The following is a 22,624-nucleotide window of genomic DNA, read 5'->3' on the forward strand; positions in this document are numbered from 1 at the left end:
CCGTGCGATAAAGACGCGCACCCGGCATGAACGGATCGGGGATGAAGCGATCCGCCGTCAATGCAGCGCGGTCGAGATAGCCGCGCGCAAGCCCGACGCCGCCCAGATACAGCTCACCGGTTGCGCCCGGCGGCAACGGATGCAGCGATGCATCGAGCGCATGCAACTGGATATTCGCAATCGGCTTGCCGATCGGCACGGCGAGCGCCTGCGCATCGGCATCCGTGCAGGTCCAGTGCGACACGTCGATCGCGGCTTCCGTCGGGCCATACAGGTTGTGCAATTGCGCTTGCGGCAGCAGCGCACGCGCGCGGGCCACCAGTTCGGGCGACAGCGCTTCGCCGCTCGCCACGATGCGCGCGATGCTCGTGCATTGCGCGGCGGCGTCGAAGTCCTTCAGATGGCCGAGGAACGCGCCGAGCATCGACGGGACGAAGTGCAGCGTCGTAACGCCGAACGTCGCGATCGTGGACGCAAGACGCGCGGGATCGCGATGATCGCCAGGCGCGGCAATCGCCAGCGTTGCGCCGACCGACAACGGCCAAACGAATTCCCAAACGGACACATCGAAGCCAAACGGCGTCTTGTGCAGCACCACATCTTGCGGCGTCAGCCGGTACGCGTCCTGCATCCACGCGATGCGATTCGCGAGCGCGCGATGCGTATTGCCAGCGCCTTTCGGCTTGCCTGTTGAACCCGACGTATAGATCAGATACGCAAGCTGGTCGGACTCGACAGCGACGGGCGCTGCAGGCGGTGCGTTTGCCGCGAGCTCTTCGACGCACAGCACGCGTGCGCTATCGCTGCGAATCGAATCGACGACGCGCGCATGCAAGGACTGCTGGGTCAGCACGACGGCGGGCTGCGCATCGTCGAGCAGATACGCGATGCGGTCGGCGGGATAGTCGGGATCGACGGGCAGATAGGCCGCGCCGGCTTTCAACACGCCGAAGAGCGCGACGACCATCTCGATCGAACGTTCGACGCAGAGCGCGACGACGCTATCCGCCGTGACGTTCATCGCCAGCAGCGCACCCGCCACGCGGTTTGCGCGCTCGTCGAGTTCGGCATATGTGATGCGCTTGCGCGCGCCGTTGCTGTCGATGAAATCGAGCGCTATTGCATCAGGCTTTGCGGCCGCATGATGTTCGAACTGGCGATGAAGCGGCAGCTGTTGCTCAATGGGCCATTCGCGCGCCGTGTCGTTGAATTCGGCCAGTTGTGCGAGATCGTCTTGCGTCGCAATCGACACGCTGCCGAGCAGCGTATACGGATCGGCGATGAACGCTGCAATGCATGCATCGAACGCGCGATGCAGCGCCTGCACGCGCGCTGCGTCGATGCGCGCGGTGTCGTAGCCGTAGTCGATCGTCAACGTGTCGCCCGCCTGCACGACCAGCGTGACGGCGAGATCGGTCGCTTCGATGCTGCGAATGTCCGACAGGCGCAGCGCGCGCTCGTCGTTCGCCGACCATGCCGGATCGACGGGATAGTTCTCGAACACCACCAGCGTATCGAACATCGCGCCGCCGCCCTGACCGGCCCAGCGCTGGATGTCGAACAGCGGCGTATGCGCATGCTCGGCGTTCGCAGCGTTGTCGCGTTGCAGGTCGGCGAGCCAGTCGGCGATCCGGCGCTGCGGCGCGGGCGTGGCAATAACAGGCAACGTGTTGATGAAAAGACCAAGCACGCTGTCCACGTCCGGCAACGCGTCAGGCCGGCCTGCAACCGTCGCGCCGAATGCGACCGTGGCGTGATGCGTCATCCGTTGCAATGCGAGCGCCCATGCGCCTTGAACGAGCGTGTTCACGGTCAGCCTGAGGCTTCGTGCGAGCGCGGTCAGCTTTGCGGTGGTGCTTGCGTCCAGTTGCGCGCGCCATGTGTCGTTCGGTGCGGTGGCCTCATCGGTCGATACGTTCGGCGCAACCAGCGTCGGCTCATCGAATTGCGTTAGACGTTCGAGCCAGAATGCCTTGTCGGCTTCGTGATCGCGCGCATCGAGCCACGCGATGAAATCGCGGTAGCGCAAACGCGCAGCCTGACCGAACGACAACGCACGTCGCTCGCTCATGTAATCGCGCAGCACATCGGCGAACATGCGCGCCGTGCTCCAGCCGTCGAGCAGCAAATGATGACGCGTCCACACGAAGCGCCATTCGTCTTCGCTCAAGCGGATCAGCGAGACGCGCATCAACGGCGCCTGCGTCAGATCGAAGCCTTGCGCGCGATCTTCCGTCAGCCATTGCGCGAAGCTGTCGGCTTGCGCGGCGCGGTTGCGCCAGTCGAGCACAACAACAGGCAGCTTCGCCTGCCGATGCACGATCTGCAGCGGTACGTCGCCGTCGTGCCAGAAGCTCGTGCGCAAGATATCGTGCTGCGGCACGATGCGATTGAATGCATCCGTCACGCGGGCGATATCCGGCGATGTCAGCGTGGCAACCAGCTGATTGACGTACGTCGTGCGATCGGGCGCATACAGCGAGTGGAACAGGATGCCCTGCTGCATCGGCGAGAGCGGATAGATATCGTCGACCGTGCGCAGATCCAGTTCGAGACGGTCGAGCATCGGCTGCGTGAGGCCTGCGCGTCGGGCCAGCGGGAAGTCGCCAGGCGTTGCACTGGCTCCGCGTGTCGACACGCGTTCGATGCAACGCGCCGCGATATCACGCAGTGTCGTTTCGAACGTGCGCGCGAGCTTTTCTATCGTGCCTGCGTCGAACATGGCCGCGCTGTAGACCCAATGCACTTTCAGCTTGCGCGTGCCGTCGATATGCGCGTGAATCGCCAGTGCGTTCGACATCGGACCTGCCGGATCGCGTTCGCAGCCGGCGCCACCGAAGCGCGCCGCCAGTGCGCGGTCGATCGAGGCTTCGTTGAACTGGCCGAGGTAGTTGAAGGTCACGCGCGGACGCGGCAGCGCGGCCAACGCAGCGCGCGTCGCTGCGTCCGTGAGATGGCGCAGCACGCCGAAGCCCACGCCCTTGTTCGGCACTGCGCGTAATGCGTCCTTCACGGCAGCGAGCGTCCCGGTACCCGACTCTTCAACAGGCAACGCAACGGGATAGTGGCTCGTCAGCCAGCCGATCGAGCGGCTAGCGTCGAAGTCTTCGAACAGCGCTTCACGTCCGTGGCCTTCCAGTTCGATCAACACCGAATCCGCTGCGACGCTCGTGCCGAGCGTGTGCGCGAGCGCAGCGACGAGCAGGTCGATGGTCTGCGTGCGCCATGCGGCATTCGCGTCTGTGAGCAGCGTCTGCGTGAGCGTCGCGTCGATGGTCCATTCGACCGTGCTCGCGTCGGCGTTGGTCGCAGCGCCTTGCGGATTGTCGAACGGCAACGCAACGCTCGCATGCTGCATGGACGTCCAGTACGGCAGTTCTTTGGCGAAGAGCGCGGTTGCGCCGTCTGCGAGACGTTGCGCCCAGTCCGAAGCGCGCGCGCCTTGCGTGGCAAGGCGCACCGTGCGCCGCTCGCGGGCTGCGATATACGCCGCATCAAGGTCTTCGAGCAGCACGCGCCACGACACGCCATCGACGATCAGATGGTGAACCGCGATCCACACGCGCGGCGTGCCGTCGGGCAGCATCGCGACGAGCGCGCCCGCGAGCGGCCCGCAAGCGAGATCGAAGCCGCACTGCAACGTGTCGAATTGCGCGAGTGCGTCGTGCTCGTCGCGCGCTTCGATTGCGATCAGCGGCAGCGTATCGAATGGTTTGTCGGCGTAACGCGCGCGCCATGACGACGACTCGTCTTGCGTGAAGCGCAAGCGGAACGCGTCGTGATGAGCGAGCACGGTGTCGAAGGCCTGCGCGAAGGCGTCGAGATCGAAGCGGTCGTCTGCATGCAGTTCAACGGCCTGGTTCCAGTGATGACGCGCGGGAATGGCGAGTTCGAAGAAGCGATGCTGCGCAGGCGTGAGCGCGATATGCGACGTGATAGATGACTTCGCCGCAGTCTGCACTTGCGCCTTCGGCTCAGCGACAGCCGCCGTTTGCGCGACTTGCGCCAGTTGCGCGACGGTCGGCTTGTCGAACAGCTGCTTCGGCGTGAAGCGCACGCCGCGTTTGCGCGAACGCGCGATTACCTGCAACGCGAGAATCGAATCGCCGCCAAGCTCGAAGAAGTTGTCGTCGCGGCCCACGCGCTCTGCGCGCAGCACCTCTTTCCAGACATCGGCAAGAATGCGCTCCGTGCCTTCGAGCGGCGCGTCGCCAGTCGATTGCACGACAGGCTGTTGCGCCAGTTCACGAAGCTTCGTGCGGTCGATCTTGCCGTTCGCTGTAACGGGAAACGCATCGCACAGCGTCAACGTTGCGGGCACCATATAGTCGGGCAGACGCGCGGCGAGTTGTGCGCGCAGCGATGCTTCGTCGCCCGCGCCTTGCATGACGACGAAGGACGCGAGACGCGCACGGCCCTCTTCGTGGATGGCGAGCGTTTCCGCCTGGCTGACGCCGTCCAGTGCGCGCAAGGTCGCGCTCACTTCGCCCGGCTCGACGCGATAGCCGCGAATCTTCACCTGATCGTCGAGGCGGCCCAGATAATCGATCGCGCCGTCCGCGCGCAGACGCACGCGGTCGCCCGTGCGGTAAAGCCTCGCACCGAATGCATCCGGCACGAAGCGTTCCGCCGTCGCCGCCGCGCGGCCCAGATAGCCGCGCGCGACGCCCGGCCCGCCCAGATACAGTTCACCGATTCCGCCAGCAGGCACAGGCGCGCCGTGCGCATCGAGCACGCATGCACGCGCGTTCGGCAGCGGACGTCCCGTGGGCACACCTGCGGATGCGCTTGCATCGCGCATGTTCGCGGTGGCATCGAAGGTAAGCGCGCCGACGGTTGCTTCCGTCGGGCCGTAGTGATTGATCACGCGGCAATCACGGCGCAACGATGTGATGCGCTCGACGAGTTTCCACGGCAGAGGCTCACCGCCCAGCACGAGCGCATGCGAAGGCAGCACATCCGCCGGTTGTTGCGCTTCGAGCAGCGCCTGCAGATGGCTCGGCACGATCTTCAGCACGCCGACGCTGCGCTCGCGCATCGTCGCGGCAAAACGGTCGGGATCGAACGCGGCTTCTTTCGGCAGCAGATGCAGCGTGCGGCCCGAGCACAACGCGCCGAACAGCGTCGTGTGGCCAAGGTCCGCGGCAACTGTCGAAACCATCGCCATGCTCGCGCCGGGCGCGAACTTCAGTTCGTCGAGTACGCCCTGAACGTAATCGGCGAGCGCGCGATGCGTGACGACGACGCCCTTCGGCGCGCCCGTCGAGCCCGACGTGTAGATCAGATATGCCGCCTGTTCCGGCGCAATGGACGCGTATGCGGCTTCATCGCGTGCGGTGGTCAATGCATCGAGCGCGATCACACGCGCGTTCGTTTCGATCTGTGGCGCGTTCGCGGCGACGATCACGCAACGCGCCGCACACGCGGCAATCGATGCTTCGATCCGCTCGCGGGGCGCAGCAGGATCGAGCGGCACGGCCATCGCGCCCGACTTCAACACGCTGAGCAAGGCGACGACGAAATCGACCGAGCGGTCGATGCACAGCGCAACCGCCTGTTCCGCACCCGCGCCCTGTGCGATCAACGCATGCGCGGCACGCGACGATGCGCCATCGAGTTCCTCGAATGTAAGCTGGCGTTGCGCATCCGTGACTGCAATCTGCTTCGGCGTTGCATTGGCATGATGCGTGAATGCAGCCACGACATCGGCGAACTCGAACGTTTGCGCGCGGCCTGGCAGCATGTTGCTGCGCGAGTCGGCGCAAGCGAGTGCACTGATGGAAGCCGCCGGATTTGCAATGCCGTCCGTCAGCAACGCAACGAAGCTCTCGAGCCATGCATGCGCGGTGTCGTCGTCGATGCAATCCGTCGCCCACGCGGCGACCAGTTCGATGCCGCGCGCGTCGTCGGTGAAATCGAGCGCGAAGTCGAAGCGCGCGGCGTTATCGGGACCTGGCGTCAATGTCGCGACGGCATGCGGCAGCGCGACGGGTTCATCGAACACGAACTGCTGCGCAAACTTCACGCGCAACCATTCCTCGCCGCGCCGCCCGGGCGGCTTGACGGCGTCGATCACCTGATCGAACGGAACGTCCTGGTTCGCGTATGCGCCTAGCGTCGTATCGCGCACTTGCGCGAGCAGATCGGAAAATGATGCGTGCGGCGAAACGCGAGCGCGCAGTGCGACGGTATTGATGAACAGACCGAGGAGATTCGCGACTTCCGCGCGCTGTCGATTGGCAACCGGTGCGGCAATCACGACATCCGTTGCCGCCGTCAGACGATACAGCCACGCGTGCAGCGCGCTCAGCAGCACGATGAACGTCGAAGCATGCGCGCCACTCGCGAGTTCACGCACAGCGTTCGACGCACGCGCATCGAGTCGCCGCGAGGCACGCTTGCCGGCGAGCGTGCGTTGGGCGGGCGCGGTGCGATCGACGGGCAATGCGAGTGCTGCGGGCGCGTCTTTCAATGCTTCGCGCCAGTAGCCGAGTTGACGCTCGCGTTCCGCTCCCTCGAGCGATTCGCGCTGCCATTGCGCAAAGTCCGCGTATTGCGCATCGAGCGAGGGCAATGCGGCGATCCGGCTTTGTGATAGCGCCGCGTAGGCTTCCGCCAGTTCCGCGAACGCACAACGCGACGACCAGCCGTCGCTGATCGCGTGATGCGCCGTCAGCATCAGACGATGTTCGTCATCCGCGAACGTAACGAGCGATGCGCGCAGCAACGGGCCGTGTTGCAGGTCGAAGGGCCGCGTCGCGTGCTCGTCGGCGAGTGTGTCGAGCGATTCGGATGCAAGGTCGCGCAGGTCTTTGCGATCGACAGGCACCGTGACGCGCGCATGAACGCGCTGCATCACGATACCGTTTTCGTCTTCATGCAGCGTCGTGCGCCACGCTTCGTGGCGCACGATTACTTGCGCAAGCGCTTTCTCCAGCAGAGCGTGATCGATCGAACCGCGAATGTTCCAGTGCGCGGCGATGTGATAGGCGTCGCCGGCATCGCGTGTTTGCGCGAGCACCCAGAAACGCTGCTGCGCGAACGACGCGCGATAGTCGATGAATGCCGCTGCCGTGTTGCGCGCCGTCGCTTTCAGCGGCAGTGGCTGCGTGAAGTCTTCCACCTCGCTCGCAGCGACGAGTGCTGCGAGTTCTTCAAGCGAGCGGTCCGCGAAGAGCGAATCGAGCCGAAGGTTCACGCGCAGTTCCGCGCGAATTGCGGCTTGCAGTCGCATGATCGCGATCGAATCGCCGCCGCGCGCGTGAAAGCGGTCGTCGAGACCGACGGGTTCGCCGCCCAGTAGCGCATGCCAGATCGCCGCGAGCTTGCGCGCGGTGTCGCTCCGCGGCTCGCGATACGCTGCGCGCGTCGTCAGCGACGCAACCCTTGCGCGCAACGATTCGCGATCGAGCTTGCCATTCAATGTGTACGGCAATACATCGAGCAACGCAAACCGATGCGGCTGCCATGCCTCGGGCAAATGCCGCGACAGATGATCGCGCAACGCGCTTTCATCGGTTGATGCGTTGTTCAATACTGTACATGCCGTCAATTGCACACGGTCTGCATTCTGCTCGACCAGCACGGCAGCATCGCGAACAGCGGGATGCGAACGCAGACATTGCGCGATCTCACCCGGCTCGACGCGCACGCCGCGAATCTGCACCTGATCGTCGATGCGGCCCATGTAGTCATAGCTGCCGTCAGCACGCAGACGCGCGAGATCGCCCGTGCGATACACGCGCGAGCCGGGCGCGCCATGTGCATCGGGAATGAAACGCTCGGCCGTTTGCGCAGCGCGACCGTGATAGCCGCGCGCGAGACATACGCCGCCCAGCAGCAACTCGCCCGTCGAACCATTGCCAATCGACGCGCCATCCGCCGATCCCGGCTCGCTCACACGCGCCGCGCGCAAGCCGATCGGCTTGCCGATCGGCAGCGATGCACAGGACGTGTCGTCAAACGAACTGCTCGCGTCGAGCGGCCACAGCATCGGCGAGATCACGGTCTCCGTCGGACCATAACCATTGATCAGCCGCACCTTGTTAAACGTTTGCCGGATTTCGGCGAATACATCGCCCGGCATGGCTTCACCGCCGAAGGCGAGCACCCGCAATGCAGCGGGCACGCGATGACGCCGCGCAGCCTGCGCGAATTCGCGCAGATAAGCCGGCGGAAACGCTGCAATCGTCACGCGCTCGTCGTCGACGAGCTTGCGAGCGTCGTCGGGTGCGACCGTTCCGGGCGGCGTGATCGCGATGCTTGCGCCAGCGGCAAGCGGCGCAAGCCAGTACTCATGCGCAAGGTCGAAGTTGATGGAAGCGAAATGCAGCACGCGGTCCGCATCCGTCATCGGATAGGCATCGATCACCGCATCGCAATGCGCGGCGAGCGGACCATGCTCGACCACCACGGCCTTCGGCGTGCCCGTCGAGCCCGACGTATAGATCATGTAGGCCGCCGCGCGCGGATGAACCTCCGCATCGTCGAATTCAACGGGCTGGGTGATATCGATTGCGTCGATGTCGATGCAGTGCTCGAACCGTGCGCGCATCGTTGCATCCGCGGCGCATGTGACGACGCCGTGACGCAAACCCGCGTCGCGTGCCATCCAGTCGAGCCGTTGCGCCGGATGACGCGGATCGAGCGGCACGAACACGCCGCCCGCTTTCAACACCGCGAGCAACGCGACGAACAGTTCGCACGACCGCTCGATGCATACGCCCACGCGCACTTCGGCGCCCACGCCGCGCGCACGCAGCGCCGCCGCGACGCGCGACGCACGTGCGTCGAGTTCGCCGCGCGACATGCGCACGGTGTCCGGCGAAAACGCAGCGAGTGCGGGCGCGTTGGGTGCGCTGCGCGCAAGTTCGCGCAGCCGCTGATGCAAGGCAGTCGGAAAAGTCGTCATTCGTGTGAAGTCCTTCGGCATGGCCGCTATGCCGCCGCATCCGGACGCGGTTTGTCGCAGTCCCGATTTAGCGGCTTCACACGAGTGACGAACCGCGCAAAAAAAATTTACCCCTGATCGGAATAAATTCTGTGGAGTCCTTGTTTGCTGGCGCTCGCGAATTTGTAACTAAAGTTTTTCGACGCCCAAACGTCTATCCGGTTGATGACCCTTCATGCGCGTTGCGCGCATTCACACTCTCACGCCTGCATTCGATGACTGTTTCCAACGCACCGCCCGTGAATGGTTCGGATCGACCGAACAAACCCGCCACCCGTCTGCTGTTGTCGCTATTACGACGCTCGCGCGGCGCACTCGCGCTCGCGCTGGTCGCGTGCATTGCGAATGGCGTGTCGAGCGTGCTGCTGGTCGCCACGCTCAATCGTGCATTGAGCGCGCCCGCTGCCGCCGATCTGCCGCTTGCGCTGCGCTTCGCCGCATGCGCGCTCGTCGCGCTGATTGCGCGCATCGTATCGGGGGTGCTGTTCGCTGGACTTTCGCAGGACACAATGGGCCGCATGCGCGAGCATGTATCGGCGCGCGTTGCCGCGGCCGAACTGCGCGACGTCGAGCGTGTGGGCGCAGCGCCCGTGCAATCGATCCTCACCGACGACGCAACCAACGTATCCATGCTGTTCTTCGCGCTACCGAACATCGTGATGCACGGCTCGATCGTCGCGGGCTGCCTTGCGTATCTGGCGTGGCTGTCGTGGCCCGTTTGCGTGCTGGCGTTGAGCGCGATCGTGATCGGCTCGCTTGGCTATCGTTTCGGCGATATCCGCGCGATTGCCGCGCTCGAAGCGGCAGGCAATGCGCAAGACCGGCTGTTCGACTATCTCGGCTCGCTGTTCGCGGGCGCGAAGGAACTGAAGCTGCATCGCGAGCGCGCGCGGCAATTCGTCGGCGGGCAACTTGGCGCGGCGATCACCGAGGTGCGCGACCATCGCCGGCGCGCGTTCGTTGCGTATGCGATAGGCGTGGGCTGGATCATCTTTCTGTTTTACGTGTTTCTTGGTGCGGCAACGTTCCTGCCGTCGATCGGCGTGCACGCCGACGCACAGGCGGCTGCCGGTTACGTGATCGTGTTTCTGTTCATGTTGGTGCCGCTCGATGGCCTGCTGAACAATCTGCCCACTGTCAACGCGGCGCGCGTGTCGCTCGAACGGATCGAGCGCGTGCTGGCGGAGTTTGAAGAGCCGCATCATGCGGCGCTGGCTGCGCCTGCTTCGAACGCGAAGCCAGCGGCGTTCGACGTGCTTAAGCTGCGCGGCATTACGCATGCGTATTTTCATGAGCGCGACGAACGCATGTTCCGTATCGGACCGATCGATCTGAGCTTCAAGCCTGGGGAACTGGTATTTATCGTCGGCGGTAACGGCAGCGGGAAGACCACGCTCGCCAAGGTGTTGACGGGACTCTACGAGCCGGAAGGCGGTGTGATCGAAGTGGATGGCACGCCGGTGACGCGGGATACGCGGGCTGCGTATCGCGAGCGCTTTTCGACGGTGTTCAATGACTTCCATCTGTTCGATTCGCTGCTCGGGATTGTCGATCCTGATGACAGCGACCGCGCCGCTGCCGATTCGCGTGCCAACGCGTTGCTTGCGAAGCTTGCGCTTGATCACAAGGTGCGGGTGGAGAACGGCACGTTTTCGACTCGTGCCTTATCGACGGGGCAGCGTAAGCGTCTTGCGCTGGTGGTCGCTTATCTGGAGGATCGGCCGTTTTATCTGTTCGATGAATGGGCTGCCGATCAGGATCCGTCGTTCAAGGCTGTGTTTTATGAGCAGCTGCTGCCGGAGCTGCGGGGACGTGGGAAGACTGTTGTTGTGATTACGCATGATGATCGGTATTTTTCGATTGCGGATCGCGTGTTGAAGCTCGATAACGGGGCTGTTGTTGATGAGGTGCATGGCGGGCCGTATGCGGTTGATGAGCGTCGTGGCTCGGCTCGTGTGGCGTGAGGTTTTGTCTTTTGCTTTCGCCTTTGCTTTCGTTTTCGCTGGCATCCGCGATATGCCTTCGTGCTTCAAGCGTTGCCCCTGTGCGGGGCGGCACTTACTTTCTTTGCCGCCGCAAAGAAAGTAAGCAAAGAAAGCGGGCTAACACCGCCCGTTCTTGACCTCCGCCTGAGGGCCCCCAGCTGTTCTTCCGCTTTAAACGGCGTCCTGCCATTCACTGCCCGTTGCCAACGCCTTGAATGGGCGCCTCACCCACTTCAATCACCCGTAGCGCAGCCAGCGGCAGCGAATGGTTGATGCCGCCCAGGTGGCAAACTGTGTGTAGGTCGCAGTGCTGCACACGTCAGCGCTCTTACGACACCGATCGTGTTTTTCAGTCCGGAGTGAGGCGCGTACGTCGCGAAAGCCGACACACAGTTTGCCGCTATAGAACGGGAGCGATTTGATCGCGTATGCCGCGACGCGGGAGTGTGAAGCGGGTGATGAGCCGATTCGAAGCGTTGGCAGCGGGCGTCGAGAAGAGCGACGCCGCATGAAGGAGAGGACCCGTTGGGGGCCCTCAGGCGGGAACAAGAATTGGCGGTGTTCAGCGGCTTTCTTTTGCCTACTTTTCTTTGCCGCGGCAAAGAAAAGTAGGTGCCGCCCCGCACAGGGGCGACGCTTGAAGCAGGCAAAACAAAACGCGGATGCCAGCGACAACAAAAGCAAACCAACCTAACGTCGCAAGACAAACCAAAAGCAAATGCCGCCCCGCAAAGGGGCAACGCGGATGCCGGCGCAGAAGCAAAAACAAAAAAGCAAAGGCAAAAAGCAAAACCAAAAACCAAAAAAAAGCCCGGCATAAACCGGGCCCCAAAGTTACTGCGCCCTCAGAGAGAACGCAGCACCTGCAAAAAAACAAAACCTTACGCTGCCAACAGCGAGCGCAGCACAAACGGCAAGATCCCGCCGTGCTTGTAATAGTCGACTTCGATCGGCGTATCGATCCGTAGCAGCACCTGCACACGCTGCTCGGTTCCATCCTTACGATGAATCACCAACGTGACTTCCTGTTGCGGCTTGAAGTCATCGCCGAGACCTTCGATATCGTACGTTTCTTCGCCCGTGATATTCAGCGACTGCACACTATCCGTGCCCTTGAACTGCAGCGGCAATACGCCCATACCCACCAGGTTCGAACGGTGAATCCGCTCAAAGCTACGAGCAACCACAGCCTTCACGCCCAGCAGCTGCGTGCCCTTTGCAGCCCAGTCCCGCGATGAGCCCGTGCCGTACTCTTCGCCAGCGAAAATTACCGTCTGCGTGTCCGCCCCGATGTACTTCATCGCTGCGTCGTAGATCGGCATCTGTTCGCCGCTCGGCTGGTGAATCGTCAGGCCGCCTTCCACACGCGTGCCGTCTTCCTTCGCCGGGATCATCAGGTTCTTGATACGGACGTTCGCGAACGTGCCGCGCATCATCACGTCGTGGTTGCCGCGGCGCGAGCCGTAGCTGTTGAAGTCGGCCTTCTGCACGCCGTTTTCCTTCAGCCACTTGCCTGCGGGCGAGTCTTCCTTGATCGAACCAGCCGGCGAGATGTGGTCGGTCGTCACTGAGTCACCGAAGATGCCCAGTGCGCGTGCGCCCTTCACAGCGGCGATGCTCGCAGCCGGTTCCATCGAGAAGTCGCTGCCGAAGAACGGCGGCTCGGCAATGTACGTCGACTTCGGCCAGTCGTAGACCTGACCTTCCTCGCCTTCGATCTTGCTCCACAGATCGCCCTTCTTGGTGAGCTGCGAGTAGTTCGTGCGGAAGGCGTCGGCGTCCAGCGCAAACTTGAGCAGCGCGTTGACTTCTTCGCTCGTCGGCCAGATGTCGCCGAGGTAGATGTCCTTGCCGCCCTTGCCCTTGCCGACGGGTTCCGTCATCAGATCGCGCGTGATGTTGCCTGCAATCGCGTAAGCGACGACCAGCGGCGGCGATGCCAGGAAGTTCGCGCGGATGTTCGGGTGAATACGCGCTTCGAAGTTACGGTTGCCCGACAGCACGGCCGCCGCGACGATGTCGTTCTTCGTGATCGCTTCGTTCAGTTCCGGCGTCAGGTCGCCCGCGTTGCCGATACAGGTCGTGCAGCCGTAAGCAGCCAGCGCGAAGCCAAGCTTGTCGAGGTAAGGCAAGAGGCCCGTCTTCGTCAGATACTCGGTGACGATACGCGACCCCGGTGCCAGCGACGTCTTGATGTGCGGCGCGACTTCCAGACCGGCTTCGACCGCCTTCTTCGCCAGCAGGCCAGCCGCCAGCAGCACGCTTGGGTTCGACGTGTTCGTGCACGACGTGATCGCGGCGATCAGGATGTCGCCGTTCTTCACGTTGACGCCGTTGGACGTCGTGTATTGCGTGTCGAGATCAGCCGCCTTCTTCGCGAAGCCGTTTTCGTTGACGGGCTTCGAGAACAGGTCGGTGAAGGTCGACTTGACGTACGTGATCTCGATGCGGTCTTGCGGACGCTTCGGGCCGGCCAGCGACGGTGCGACCGTGCTCAGATCCAGCGTGACGACCTTCGTGTAGTCGATCGCGCCGGCGTCCGGAATGCCGAACAGATCCTGCGCCTTGAAGTAGTTCTCGAAGGCCGAGATTTCAGCGTCCGTGCGGCCCGTGCCCTTGAAGTAGTCGATCGTCTTTTCGTCGACCGGGAAGAAGCCCATGGTTGCGCCGTATTCCGGCGCCATGTTGCCGATCGTCGCGCGGTCGGGCAGCGACAGCGAGCGCGTGCCTTCGCCGAAGAACTCGACGAACTTGCCGACCACCTTCTCTTTGCGCAGCAGTTCGGTGATGGTCAGAACCAGGTCGGTCGCCGTCACGCCTTCGCGCAGCTTGCCCTTCAGGTGCACGCCCACCACGTCCGGCGTCAGGAAGTACACAGGCTGGCCGAGCATGCCCGCTTCCGCTTCGATGCCGCCCACGCCCCAGCCGACCACGCCGATGCCGTTGATCATCGTCGTGTGGCTGTCCGTGCCGACCAGCGTGTCAGGGTAATAGACGGTGTCGCTGCCTTCCGTCTTCTTGTGGACGCCGCGTGCGAGGTACTCCAGGTTCACCTGGTGAACGATACCGACGCCCGGCGGCACGACCTTGAACGTGTCGAACGCCTGCATACCCCACTTCATGAACTGGTAGCGCTCGTTGTTGCGCTTGAATTCCAGCTTCATGTTCAGATCCAGCGCGTCTTTCTCGCGGAAGTGATCGATCTGCACCGAGTGATCGACGACGAGATCGACCGGGACCAGCGGTTCGATCGACTTCGGATTCTTGCCCGAGCGTTGCGCGACGCCGCGCATCGCCGCGATGTCGGCCAGCAGCGGCACGCCCGTGAAGTCCTGCAGCACCACGCGTGCCACGACGAACGGAATTTCGTCGACGCGCGAAGCCGTCGGCTTCCAGTTCGCGAGCTGCTCGATGTGTTCTTCCGAGATCTTCTTGCCGTCGTAGTTACGCAGCACCGATTCCAGTACGAGGCGGATCGACACGGGCAGCCGGTCGATCTTGACGTTCAGTGCCTTACCAAGCTGCGGCAGCGAGTAGAACTTGCCTTTGCCGGAACCGCTGTCGAATTCCTTGAGCGTTTTGTGGAGGTTGTGGGCCATGGTAGTTTTCCTGGGGTTTTCGAGGAAATGACGTTGCTACGTTTCTGAACTCAAGTGACGTACAGATCGACGTATTCATTGACTGGCATTGCTTCTAACTTTGCCTGGTCCAGCGACACATCGAGGATCGCCTGTTGCTGCTTCGCCGGAAAGCGCCGTGCGAGGTTCGTCCTGAACTTCTCGACCAGCAGCGGGATGCCTTCAGCGCGGCGAAGCCTGTGACCGATCGGATATTCGACAACTACCTCGCCGAACTTCGATCCGTCGGTGAACTCGATTGTCAGCGCATTTGCAATCGAGCGCTTGTCGGGGTCGTGATAATCCTTCGTGAACTGCGGGTCTTCCACGCATTGCATCGTGTCGCGCAGCGCGTCGATGCGCGGATCGCGTGCGACTTCGTCTTCGTAATCGGCAGCCGTCAGGCGCCCGAAGATCAGCGGCACGGCGATCATGTACTGGATGCAGTGATCGCGGTCAGCCGGATTGTTCAGCGGACCTTGCTTGTCGATGATGCGGATCGCGGCTTCATGCGTGCGGATAGTGATTCTCGCGATGTCCTCGACACGCTTGCCGCTCGCGCGCAGCTGCTCGTGCAGCGAAATGGCGGCTTCAGCAGCCGTTTGCGCGTGGAATTCGGCAGGGAAGGAAATCTTGAAGAGTACGTTCTCCATCACGTACGAGCCGTACGGACGTTGAAACCGGAATGGTTGCCCCTTGAACAGCACGTCGTAGAAGCCCCAGGTTTTCGCGGTGAGAACGGACGGGTAGCCCATTTCGCCCGTCTTCGCGATCAGCGCGAGGCGTACCGCGCGCGAGGTGGCGTCGCCTGCTGCCCAGGACTTGCGGGAGCCCGTATTCGGCGCATGGCGGTAGGTGCGCAGCGCATGTCCATCGACAAACGCCTGCGAGACTGCATTGATCAGCTCATCGCGCGTCAGCCCGAGCATCTGCCCCACCACGGCCGTGGAAGCGAGCTTCACGAGCAGCACATGGTCGAGACCGACCTTGTTGAACGAGTTTTCGAGCGCGATGCAGCCTTGAATTTCGTGCGCCTTGATCATGCCGATCAAAACGTCTTTCATCACGAGCGGCTTTTTGCCGTTCGCAATGGCGGTGCGGGAGAGCCAGTCGGCTGTGGCGAGAATGCCGCCGAGGTTATCCGACGGATGGCCCCATTCGGCCGCGAGCCAGGTGTCGTTGAAATCGAGCCAGCGGATCATCGCGCCGATGTTGAACGCGGCTTGCACAGGATCCAGCTGGAACGGCGTGCCCGGCACCTTTGCGCCGTTCGGGACGATCGTGCCTGGCACGATCGGTCCCATCAGCTTGGTGCAGGCAGGGTAGGACAGGGCCTCGAGTCCACAGCCGAGGGTGTCGATCAGACAGTTACGCGCCGTCTCCAGCGCGAGATCGCTCTCGAGCTTGTAGTTCAGCACATAGTCGACGATATCGACCAGTACTGTGTCCGGATCGGGCCGGACGTTGGAGATCGGTGCGGACATCGAGGTTTCCCTGTCAGGCCCGTGTTACTGGGCCTTGTTGATGGCGTTCGACTGCGTCGGCGCCGGTGCGCCTTCGCCCATTGCCGCCGTCTTGCACTCGTCGGCCAGACGCGAGCTGTCCTTGTCCGAGAACAGCATGGCCTTGGTCGGGATCACGACGAGATCCATGCCGCTTGCTGCGTCGTGGAAACGGTCTGCGCCCGTCGTCGTGGCTTCACGCGGCAGGTTGTAGTTCTTGTTGCCCCAGTGGACCGTGACGATCTGGTCGCGCTTCATGTCGCCCTTCAGATCGAACGAGAGACCTTCATTGCACGACCACTTTTCCGCGCCTTCCGGTACCGGATCGACCTTGGCTTCCTTGGCCGGGTTCGGCTTGCGCTTGATCAGGCGCTTGGGCTGCGGTGCCTTCGGCTTGGCGTGGGTCGTCGTGGACGACGATTGTGCGAACGCGCTGGGCGCCGTCACCAGCAGTGTCGAAGACAGAGCGCCAATAACGGTAGCGATCAGCAGTTTTTTCATGGGAGAGAACCTTTCTATCTAATTTCAGAGTTAAAACAGTGCACGATTGCAAATTTTTGCAATCGCCGGGGTACTGCACGCGCCCCGAGAGCGCACAGCGGACGCTATTTTCTCCTATTTAGCGCCACGAACTTCAAATTCTCCGGTCCGGTGTAATTCGCGCTGGGTCGAATGATCTTGTTGTCGACGCGTTGCTCGATGATGTGCGCGGCCCAGCCGGCGGTGCGCGAGATCACGAACAGCGGCGTGAACATGGCCGTCGGCACGCCCATCATGTGGTACGACACGGCGCTGAACCAGTCCAGATTCGGGAACATCTTCTTCGCGTCCCACATCACGCTTTCGAGCCGCTCGGCGATGTCGAACATCTTCGTGTTCGACGCTTCTTTCGACAGCTTCTTCGCCACGTCCTTGATGACCTTGTTGCGCGGATCGGAAATCGTGTACACCGGGTGGCCGAAGCCGATCACGACTTCCTTGTTTTCCACGCGGCGGCGGATGTCGGCTTCCGCTTCATCGGGCGTCTGGTAGCGCGACTGGATTTCGAACGCGACTTCGTTGGCGCCGCCGTGTTTCGGGCCGCGCAGCGCGCCGATGGCGCCGGTAATGGCCGAATAGATGTCCGAGCCCGTGCCCGCGATCACGCGGCCCGTGAACGTCGATGCATTGAATTCATGTTCGGCATACAGGTTCAGCGACACATGCATCGCGTCGACCCACGCCTTCGACGGCTCCACGCCATGCAGCAGATGCAGGAAATGGCCGCCGATCGAATCGTCGTCGGTTTCGACTTCGATCCGCTTGCCGTTGTGCGAGTAGTGATACCAGTACAGCAGCATCGAGCCGAGCGAGGCCATCAGCTTGTCGGCGATATCGCGCGCGCCCGGCAGGTTGTGATCGTCTTTTTCCGGCAGAACGGTGCCCAGCACCGATACGCCCGTGCGCATCACGTCCATCGGATGCGCGGCGGCGGGAATCCATTCGAGCGCGGCCTTCACGTTCGCGGGCAGGCCGCGCATGGCCTTGAGCTTGGTCTTGTAAGCGGCGAGTTCGGCGACGTTGGGCAGCTTGCCGTGCACCAGCAGATAGGCGATTTCCTCGAATTCGCAGGCGCTGGCGATATCGAGAATGTCGTAGCCGCGGTAGTGCAGGTCGTTGCCCGTCTTGCCGACCGTGCAGAGGGCCGTGTTGCCCGCCGTCACGCCCGACAGCGCCACGGATTTCTTAGGCTTGAAGCCGCTTGTTGTTCCCGGTGCAGCCGATTGCGTCGTATCGCTCATTCCAGGGGTCTCCTTGATGTCCCTTTTACTTATCCTGCTTGTCCTGCCCGTTTTGTGCTTTCTGGCTGAACAGCGCGTCGAGCTTCTGCTCGTACGCGTGATAGCCGATGCGATCGTACAGTTCTGCACGCGTCTGCATCGTGTCGACGACATTTTTTTGCGTGCCGTCGCGGCGAATCGCCGTGTAAACGTTTTCGGCGGCCTTGTTCATTGCGCGGAACGCCGACAGCGGATACAACACCAGCGAGACATCGGCGTTGCGCAGTTCTTCCGTCGTGAACAGCGGCGTCGCGCCAAACTCGGTAATGTTCGCAAGCACGGGCACCTTTACGGCCTGCGCGAACTGCCTGTACATGCCGAGTTCCGTCATCGCTTCCGGGAAGATCATGTCGGCGCCGGCTTCGACACAGGCCATCGCGCGGTCCATCGCGGACTGCAGGCCTTCGACGGCGAGCGCGTCCGTGCGCGCCATGATGACGAAGTTGGGATCGGTGCGCGCGTCGACGGCAGCCTTGATGCGGTCGACCATCTCATCCTGCGACACGATCGCCTTGCCCGGCCGGTGTCCGCAACGTTTCGCGCCCACCTGGTCTTCGATATGCATCGCGCCCGCGCCCGCTTTGGTCAGCGCCTTCACGGTGCGCGCGATATTGAACGCCGACGGCCCGAAGCCCGTGTCGACGTCGACCAGCAGCGGCAGATCGCAGACATCGGTGATGCGGCGCACGTCGGTCAGGACGTCGTCGAGCGTCGAGATGCCGAGATCGGGCAGGCCCAGCGAGCCAGCCGCGACGCCGCCGCCCGACACGTAGATCGCCTTGAAGCCCGCGCGCTGCGCGAGCAGCGCGTGATTCGCATTGATCGTGCCGACCACCTGCAACGGTTTCTCAGCGGCGACGGCAGCGCGGAACGCGGCGCCCGCGGACGTATTGGCATTCGTGTTCATGATGCGGATTCCTCGTTTGGTCCGAACAGCGGCGCGGCTTCGGCAGGTACTGCGCGGCCCGTCGAGCGGGCGCGGCGCAGCACCGACCAGTAATAGCGGTAACTCGCGCGGTCGTGCAGCGTGTCCTTGTGGCGCGTCGGGCCCCATTGCGCGGACTGCGCGGCGAGCAGGATTTCCGTCGCCGTGGTGATTTCTTCGTCACGCGGCGCGAAGGCCGAGACGATCGCGGGAATCTGCGCCGGGTGGATGCTCCACATCCGCGTGTAACCGAACTCGTTGCGTGCGCGCAGTGCGTCGTTGGCGACGACGCTCATGTCGCGCACTTCCGTCGACACATTGTGCGACGGCACTTTGCCATGCGCGTGGCAAGCCGCAGAAATTTCGAGCTTCGCGCGCCGCACGAGCGGGTGATCGAACTGGCCGGGCGAGCGCATCGCGGTGTCGGGGATCGCGCCGTCGTGCGCGGAGACGAAATCCATCAGGCCGAAGCTGAGCGACTGGACGCCCGGCAGCGCGGCCAGATCGAACACGCGCGTCAACGCGCCATGCGTTTCGACCAGCAACTGAACGGGAACGGGCTGAGCGATGCCGAGCTCGCGCCGCGTCGCCTCGATGAACGCGCACATCTCGGCGGCATCGGGCACGTTGCGGATCTTCGGCAACATGATGAAGGCAGGCGCACGCTTCGCCGCGCGCAGGATGAGGCGCACGTCTTCGCGCCAGTGCGCATGGTTGAAATCGTGAATCCGCACGCCGACGCGGCCAAAGCGGTCATGCTCGCTGCCGAGCAGCGACGCGACGAGTTCCGCATGCTCCGCCTCGCGGCCCACCTGGGCGCCATCTTCACAATCGAGGGTGATATCGAAGACGGGCCCGAGTTCCTGCTGCAAAGCGAGCGATTTCAGCATCAGCTTCTCACTGCCGGCGTAGTGGTCGCAGGCAGGCAGCACGGCGGGCGGCGCTTCGCCGTCAAACAGGACTTCGGCGGGAGTCAATGCGCGCATTATCGGCGTGTGGGTACTGTTTTAAAGTTCCGATTCGGGCGCGTTCTGGTCTTCTCTGACCTTTAGTTATGCTGGTCGGATCAAAACGCGCTCGGATCAGTTGCGGACATCGGCATGCAGGTTGAAAAGCAGACCGGCATGCAGGATACCGCACGTAAAAAAACCGGGCCCCGTCGCGTGACAACGGAGTCCCGGTTGTTCTGCATCTGGCGATTAGCCGAGCAGGTGCTGAACGCCTTCGCGCTCTTCGAGCAGCTCGTTCAGCGTGTTGTCCATCTTCTCGCGCGCGAACGCGTCGATCTGCAGGCCTTCGACACGCTTGTATTCGCCGTTTTCGCACGTCACTGCCACGCCGTAGACGATGTCTTCGGGGATGCCGTACGAGCCGTCCGACGGAATGCCCATCGTGACCCACTTGCCGTTCGTGCCGAGCACCCAGTCACGCACGTGGTCGATGGCTGCGTTCGCTGCCGAAGCCGCCGACGACAGGCCGCGCGCTTCGATGATCGCTGCGCCGCGCTTGCCGACCGTCGGGATGAACGTGTTGCGGTTCCACTCTTCGTCGTTGATCAGCTTGGTGAGGTCCTGGCCTTCAGCCGTCGCGACGCGGAAATCCGGGTACATCGTGGGCGAGTGGTTGCCCCACACGACCAGCTTTTCGATCGACGAAACCGGCTTGCCCGACTTGGCAGCCAGTTGCGACAGCGCGCGGTTGTGGTCCAGACGCAGCATGGCCGTGAAGTTCTTCTTCGGCAGATCCGGCGCCGACTTCATTGCGATGTAGGCGTTCGTGTTGGCCGGGTTGCCGACCACCAGCACCTTCACGTCGCGGCTTGCCACTTCGTTCAGCGCCTTGCCTTGCACCGTGAAGATTTCGGCGTTGGCCGACAGCAGGTCCTTGCGCTCCATGCCCTTCGAACGCGGGCGTGCACCGACCAGCAGCGCGACGTCGGCATCCTTGAACGCAACCTTGGGATCGTCAGTGACTACGACACCCGCGAGCAGCGGGAACGCGCAGTCTTCGAGTTCCATCACGACGCCTTTGACGGCGGCTTGCGCTTGCGGCAGGTCGAGCAGCTGCAGGATAACCGGCTGATCCTTGCCGAGCATGTCGCCATTGGCGATGCGGAACAGCAGGGAATAACCGATTTGACCTGCGGCGCCAGTGACGGCAACGCGCTTTGCGGGCTTAGCCATTGAGAAATCTCCAGGACGATGCGTTGAACGCTAGGGAAAACGCCATTCTATATGCGCGTTACGCGAAGCGTGGTTTTAGCACGGCGAATTTGCTGTGCGAACCCTGCAGACGGTCCGAAGAAGGTCAGAGGACGCGCTGGCGGCGAAGCCGCCGTGCCGGATAATCTGAGCTGCCGGGCGCGGGGACGGGAGGCTGCTTGCGGCGTTGGCCGCAGCCCCGGATCCAACATCGGGCCGCTGCATGGCGCGGGCTCCTGCAAACAGCGCGTTTCGGCGGGCATTGCGGCGCTCTGGCGCGGGCAATGCAGGGCGAAGCGAAACCTGGACTGCATGAGGGAACAGCGTGATGCAGGGCGGCCTTCCGGTGCATCACGCCATTGACATAAAACGCTGTCAAAAATGCGTGTCACAACCCGCAAACCCTTGCTCGGTAAGGAGTGTAGGAGTCAGGCGAAGCAAAGTCAACAGTATCTTATGTCTTATATAAGACATAACTATTACGGGAAAAAATGTGGACGGCATGAGGCGCTTTGTGTTGAAATGCGCGCATGAATTCGAACCCGGCCAGCACAGCAACTCCGCCCGGCGCGTCCGGCGCGGGTGACGCTGTGCCTGTCCCGGCACCGGCTCCGTCGCCCACCTTCAGCCCGCTCTATCAGCAGATCAAGGCGCTCATCACGCAGAGCCTGGAGTCAGGTGAATGGAAGCCTGGTGAAATCATTCCCAGTGAAGTCGAACTGGCCGCGCGTTACAAGGTCAGCCAGGGCACCGTGCGCAAGGCGATCGACGAGCTCGCCGCCGACAACCTGCTGGTGCGCCGCCAGGGCAAAGGCACCTTTGTTGCTACGCACAACGAAGAGCGCGCGCAGTTCCGCTTTCTCCGTCTTCTCGCCGACGACGGCGCCGAGCATCCGCACGTCAGCCGTCTGCTCGAATGCCGGCGCATGCGCGCATCGGCGGACATCGCGAGGCAACTGGATCTGAAGCCGGCCGATCCCGTCGTACTGATCAAGCGTCTGTTGACGTTCGACGGCGAAGACACCGTGCTCGACGAAATCTGGCTGCCGGGCGGCGTGTTTCGCGGCCTGACGCTCGAGCGGCTGTCGGAGTACAAAGGCCCGCTCTACGCGATGTTCGAAACGGAGTTCGGCACGCGCATGATTCGCGCGTCGGAGAAGATTCGCGCCGTCGCCGCGGACCCGTCCGTTGCAGATCTTCTGCACGTGCCGACGGGATTTCCGTTGCTGTCCGTGGAGCGCGTGTCCTATACCTATGGTGACCGTCCCGTCGAAGTCCGGCGCGGCTGGTATGTCACAACCGGGTATTACTATCAGAACGATTTGAGTTGAAGAAAGAGGCGTTGCCGTGGGCTTGCGGCAAGGCTTGCAGGGGCCTTCCTGCGCGCTTCGCGGCACGCTTTCCAGAGCAGTGTTACGCTGCAGCGCGAAATGAAAAGGCGCTAAAATTGCGGATTAGTGTGACTACAAGTAGGGGTCTAGCATGACAGAAGCCGTAAAAAAACCGAGGCCGGAATACCGGAACATCGGTATCGGGCAGATATTGACGGCATACCGTCTTCCTCTCGCGGGACGCGTGTCGATTCTTCACCGTGTGAGCGGTGGTCTGCTGTTCATTTTCCTTC

Annotated in this window: 10 protein-coding genes and 1 pseudogene; 3 read left to right on the forward strand and 8 right to left on the reverse strand. The window is 62.7% G+C overall.

The window, feature by feature from the left end; translation table 11 throughout:
- On the reverse strand, positions 1-8,911 hold an 8,911-nt coding region (locus tag G3O01_RS26900; protein ID WP_205809677.1), incomplete at its 3' end, for a non-ribosomal peptide synthetase.
- Positions 8,912-9,165: 254 nt separating this feature from the next.
- On the opposite strand from G3O01_RS26900, the gene G3O01_RS26905 reads away from it, so the two are divergent.
- Positions 9,166-10,914 carry a cyclic peptide export ABC transporter gene (locus tag G3O01_RS26905; protein ID WP_205809678.1) on the forward strand — a complete coding sequence of 583 codons (1,749 nt, stop codon included), beginning with the start codon at positions 9,166-9,168 and terminating at the stop codon, positions 10,912-10,914.
- A 902-nt stretch (positions 10,915-11,816) separates the two neighbouring features.
- Here G3O01_RS26905 and acnA read toward each other — a convergent pair.
- From acnA to G3O01_RS26940, 7 genes are all read right to left on the reverse strand, one after another.
- Complete coding sequence (acnA, locus tag G3O01_RS26910) at positions 11,817-14,534, reverse strand: aconitate hydratase AcnA (RefSeq protein WP_205809679.1); 2,718 nt, start codon at positions 14,532-14,534, stop codon at positions 11,817-11,819.
- A gap of 50 nt (positions 14,535-14,584) precedes the next feature.
- Positions 14,585-16,036, reverse strand: a complete 1,452-nt coding sequence (locus G3O01_RS26915; RefSeq protein ID WP_205809680.1) for a bifunctional 2-methylcitrate dehydratase/aconitate hydratase — start codon at positions 16,034-16,036, stop codon at positions 14,585-14,587.
- Between the two features lie 24 nt (positions 16,037-16,060).
- Positions 16,061-16,555, reverse strand: a complete 495-nt coding sequence (locus G3O01_RS26920; protein WP_205809681.1) for a hypothetical protein — start codon at positions 16,553-16,555, stop codon at positions 16,061-16,063.
- Positions 16,556-16,659: 104 nt separating this feature from the next.
- The gene (prpC, locus tag G3O01_RS26925) at positions 16,660-17,835 is read right to left on the reverse strand and encodes a 2-methylcitrate synthase (protein WP_205809682.1); all 1,176 of its coding nucleotides are present in this window, start codon (positions 17,833-17,835) and stop codon (positions 16,660-16,662) included.
- Positions 17,836-17,860: 25 nt separating this feature from the next.
- Complete coding sequence (gene prpB / locus G3O01_RS26930; protein WP_205809683.1) at positions 17,861-18,781, reverse strand: methylisocitrate lyase; 921 nt, start codon at positions 18,779-18,781, stop codon at positions 17,861-17,863.
- Positions 18,778-19,785 carry an aldolase/citrate lyase family protein gene (locus tag G3O01_RS26935; protein ID WP_205809684.1) on the reverse strand — a complete coding sequence of 336 codons (1,008 nt, stop codon included), beginning with the start codon at positions 19,783-19,785 and terminating at the stop codon, positions 18,778-18,780. Before G3O01_RS26935 ends, prpB begins: the two co-directional genes overlap by 4 nt.
- Before the next feature lie 213 nt (positions 19,786-19,998).
- Positions 19,999-20,982 (reverse strand): malate dehydrogenase, encoded by a 984-nt coding sequence (locus tag G3O01_RS26940; protein ID WP_180723224.1) that lies wholly within the window; start codon positions 20,980-20,982, stop codon positions 19,999-20,001.
- 548 nt (positions 20,983-21,530) lie between these two features.
- Here G3O01_RS26940 and G3O01_RS26945 point away from each other — a divergent pair.
- Positions 21,531-22,331, forward strand: coding sequence for a GntR family transcriptional regulator (locus tag G3O01_RS26945; protein WP_205809685.1), 801 nt, complete (start codon positions 21,531-21,533; stop codon positions 22,329-22,331).
- A 151-nt stretch (positions 22,332-22,482) separates the two neighbouring features.
- Positions 22,483-22,624 (forward strand): annotated as a pseudogene (locus G3O01_RS26950) (succinate dehydrogenase, cytochrome b556 subunit); the annotation flags it as partial.

The sequence above is a fragment of the Burkholderia sp. Ac-20365 genome (assembly GCF_017104715.1).
Classification (GTDB): domain Bacteria; phylum Pseudomonadota; class Gammaproteobacteria; order Burkholderiales; family Burkholderiaceae; genus Paraburkholderia.

Coding starts and splice junctions, on each gene's coding strand:
- G3O01_RS26905 (WP_205809678.1), top strand. CDS start 9,166: ATGACTGTTTCCAACGCACCGCCCGTGAATGGTTCGGATCGACCGAAC.
- acnA (WP_205809679.1), bottom strand. CDS start 14,534: ATGGCCCACAACCTCCACAAAACGCTCAAGGAATTCGACAGCGGTTCC.
- G3O01_RS26915 (WP_205809680.1), bottom strand. CDS start 16,036: ATGTCCGCACCGATCTCCAACGTCCGGCCCGATCCGGACACAGTACTG.
- G3O01_RS26920 (WP_205809681.1), bottom strand. CDS start 16,555: ATGAAAAAACTGCTGATCGCTACCGTTATTGGCGCTCTGTCTTCGACA.
- prpC (WP_205809682.1), bottom strand. CDS start 17,835: ATGAGCGATACGACGCAATCGGCTGCACCGGGAACAACAAGCGGCTTC.
- prpB (WP_205809683.1), bottom strand. CDS start 18,781: ATGAACACGAATGCCAATACGTCCGCGGGCGCCGCGTTCCGCGCTGCC.
- G3O01_RS26935 (WP_205809684.1), bottom strand. CDS start 19,785: ATGCGCGCATTGACTCCCGCCGAAGTCCTGTTTGACGGCGAAGCGCCG.
- G3O01_RS26940 (WP_180723224.1), bottom strand. CDS start 20,982: ATGGCTAAGCCCGCAAAGCGCGTTGCCGTCACTGGCGCCGCAGGTCAA.
- G3O01_RS26945 (WP_205809685.1), top strand. CDS start 21,531: ATGAATTCGAACCCGGCCAGCACAGCAACTCCGCCCGGCGCGTCCGGC.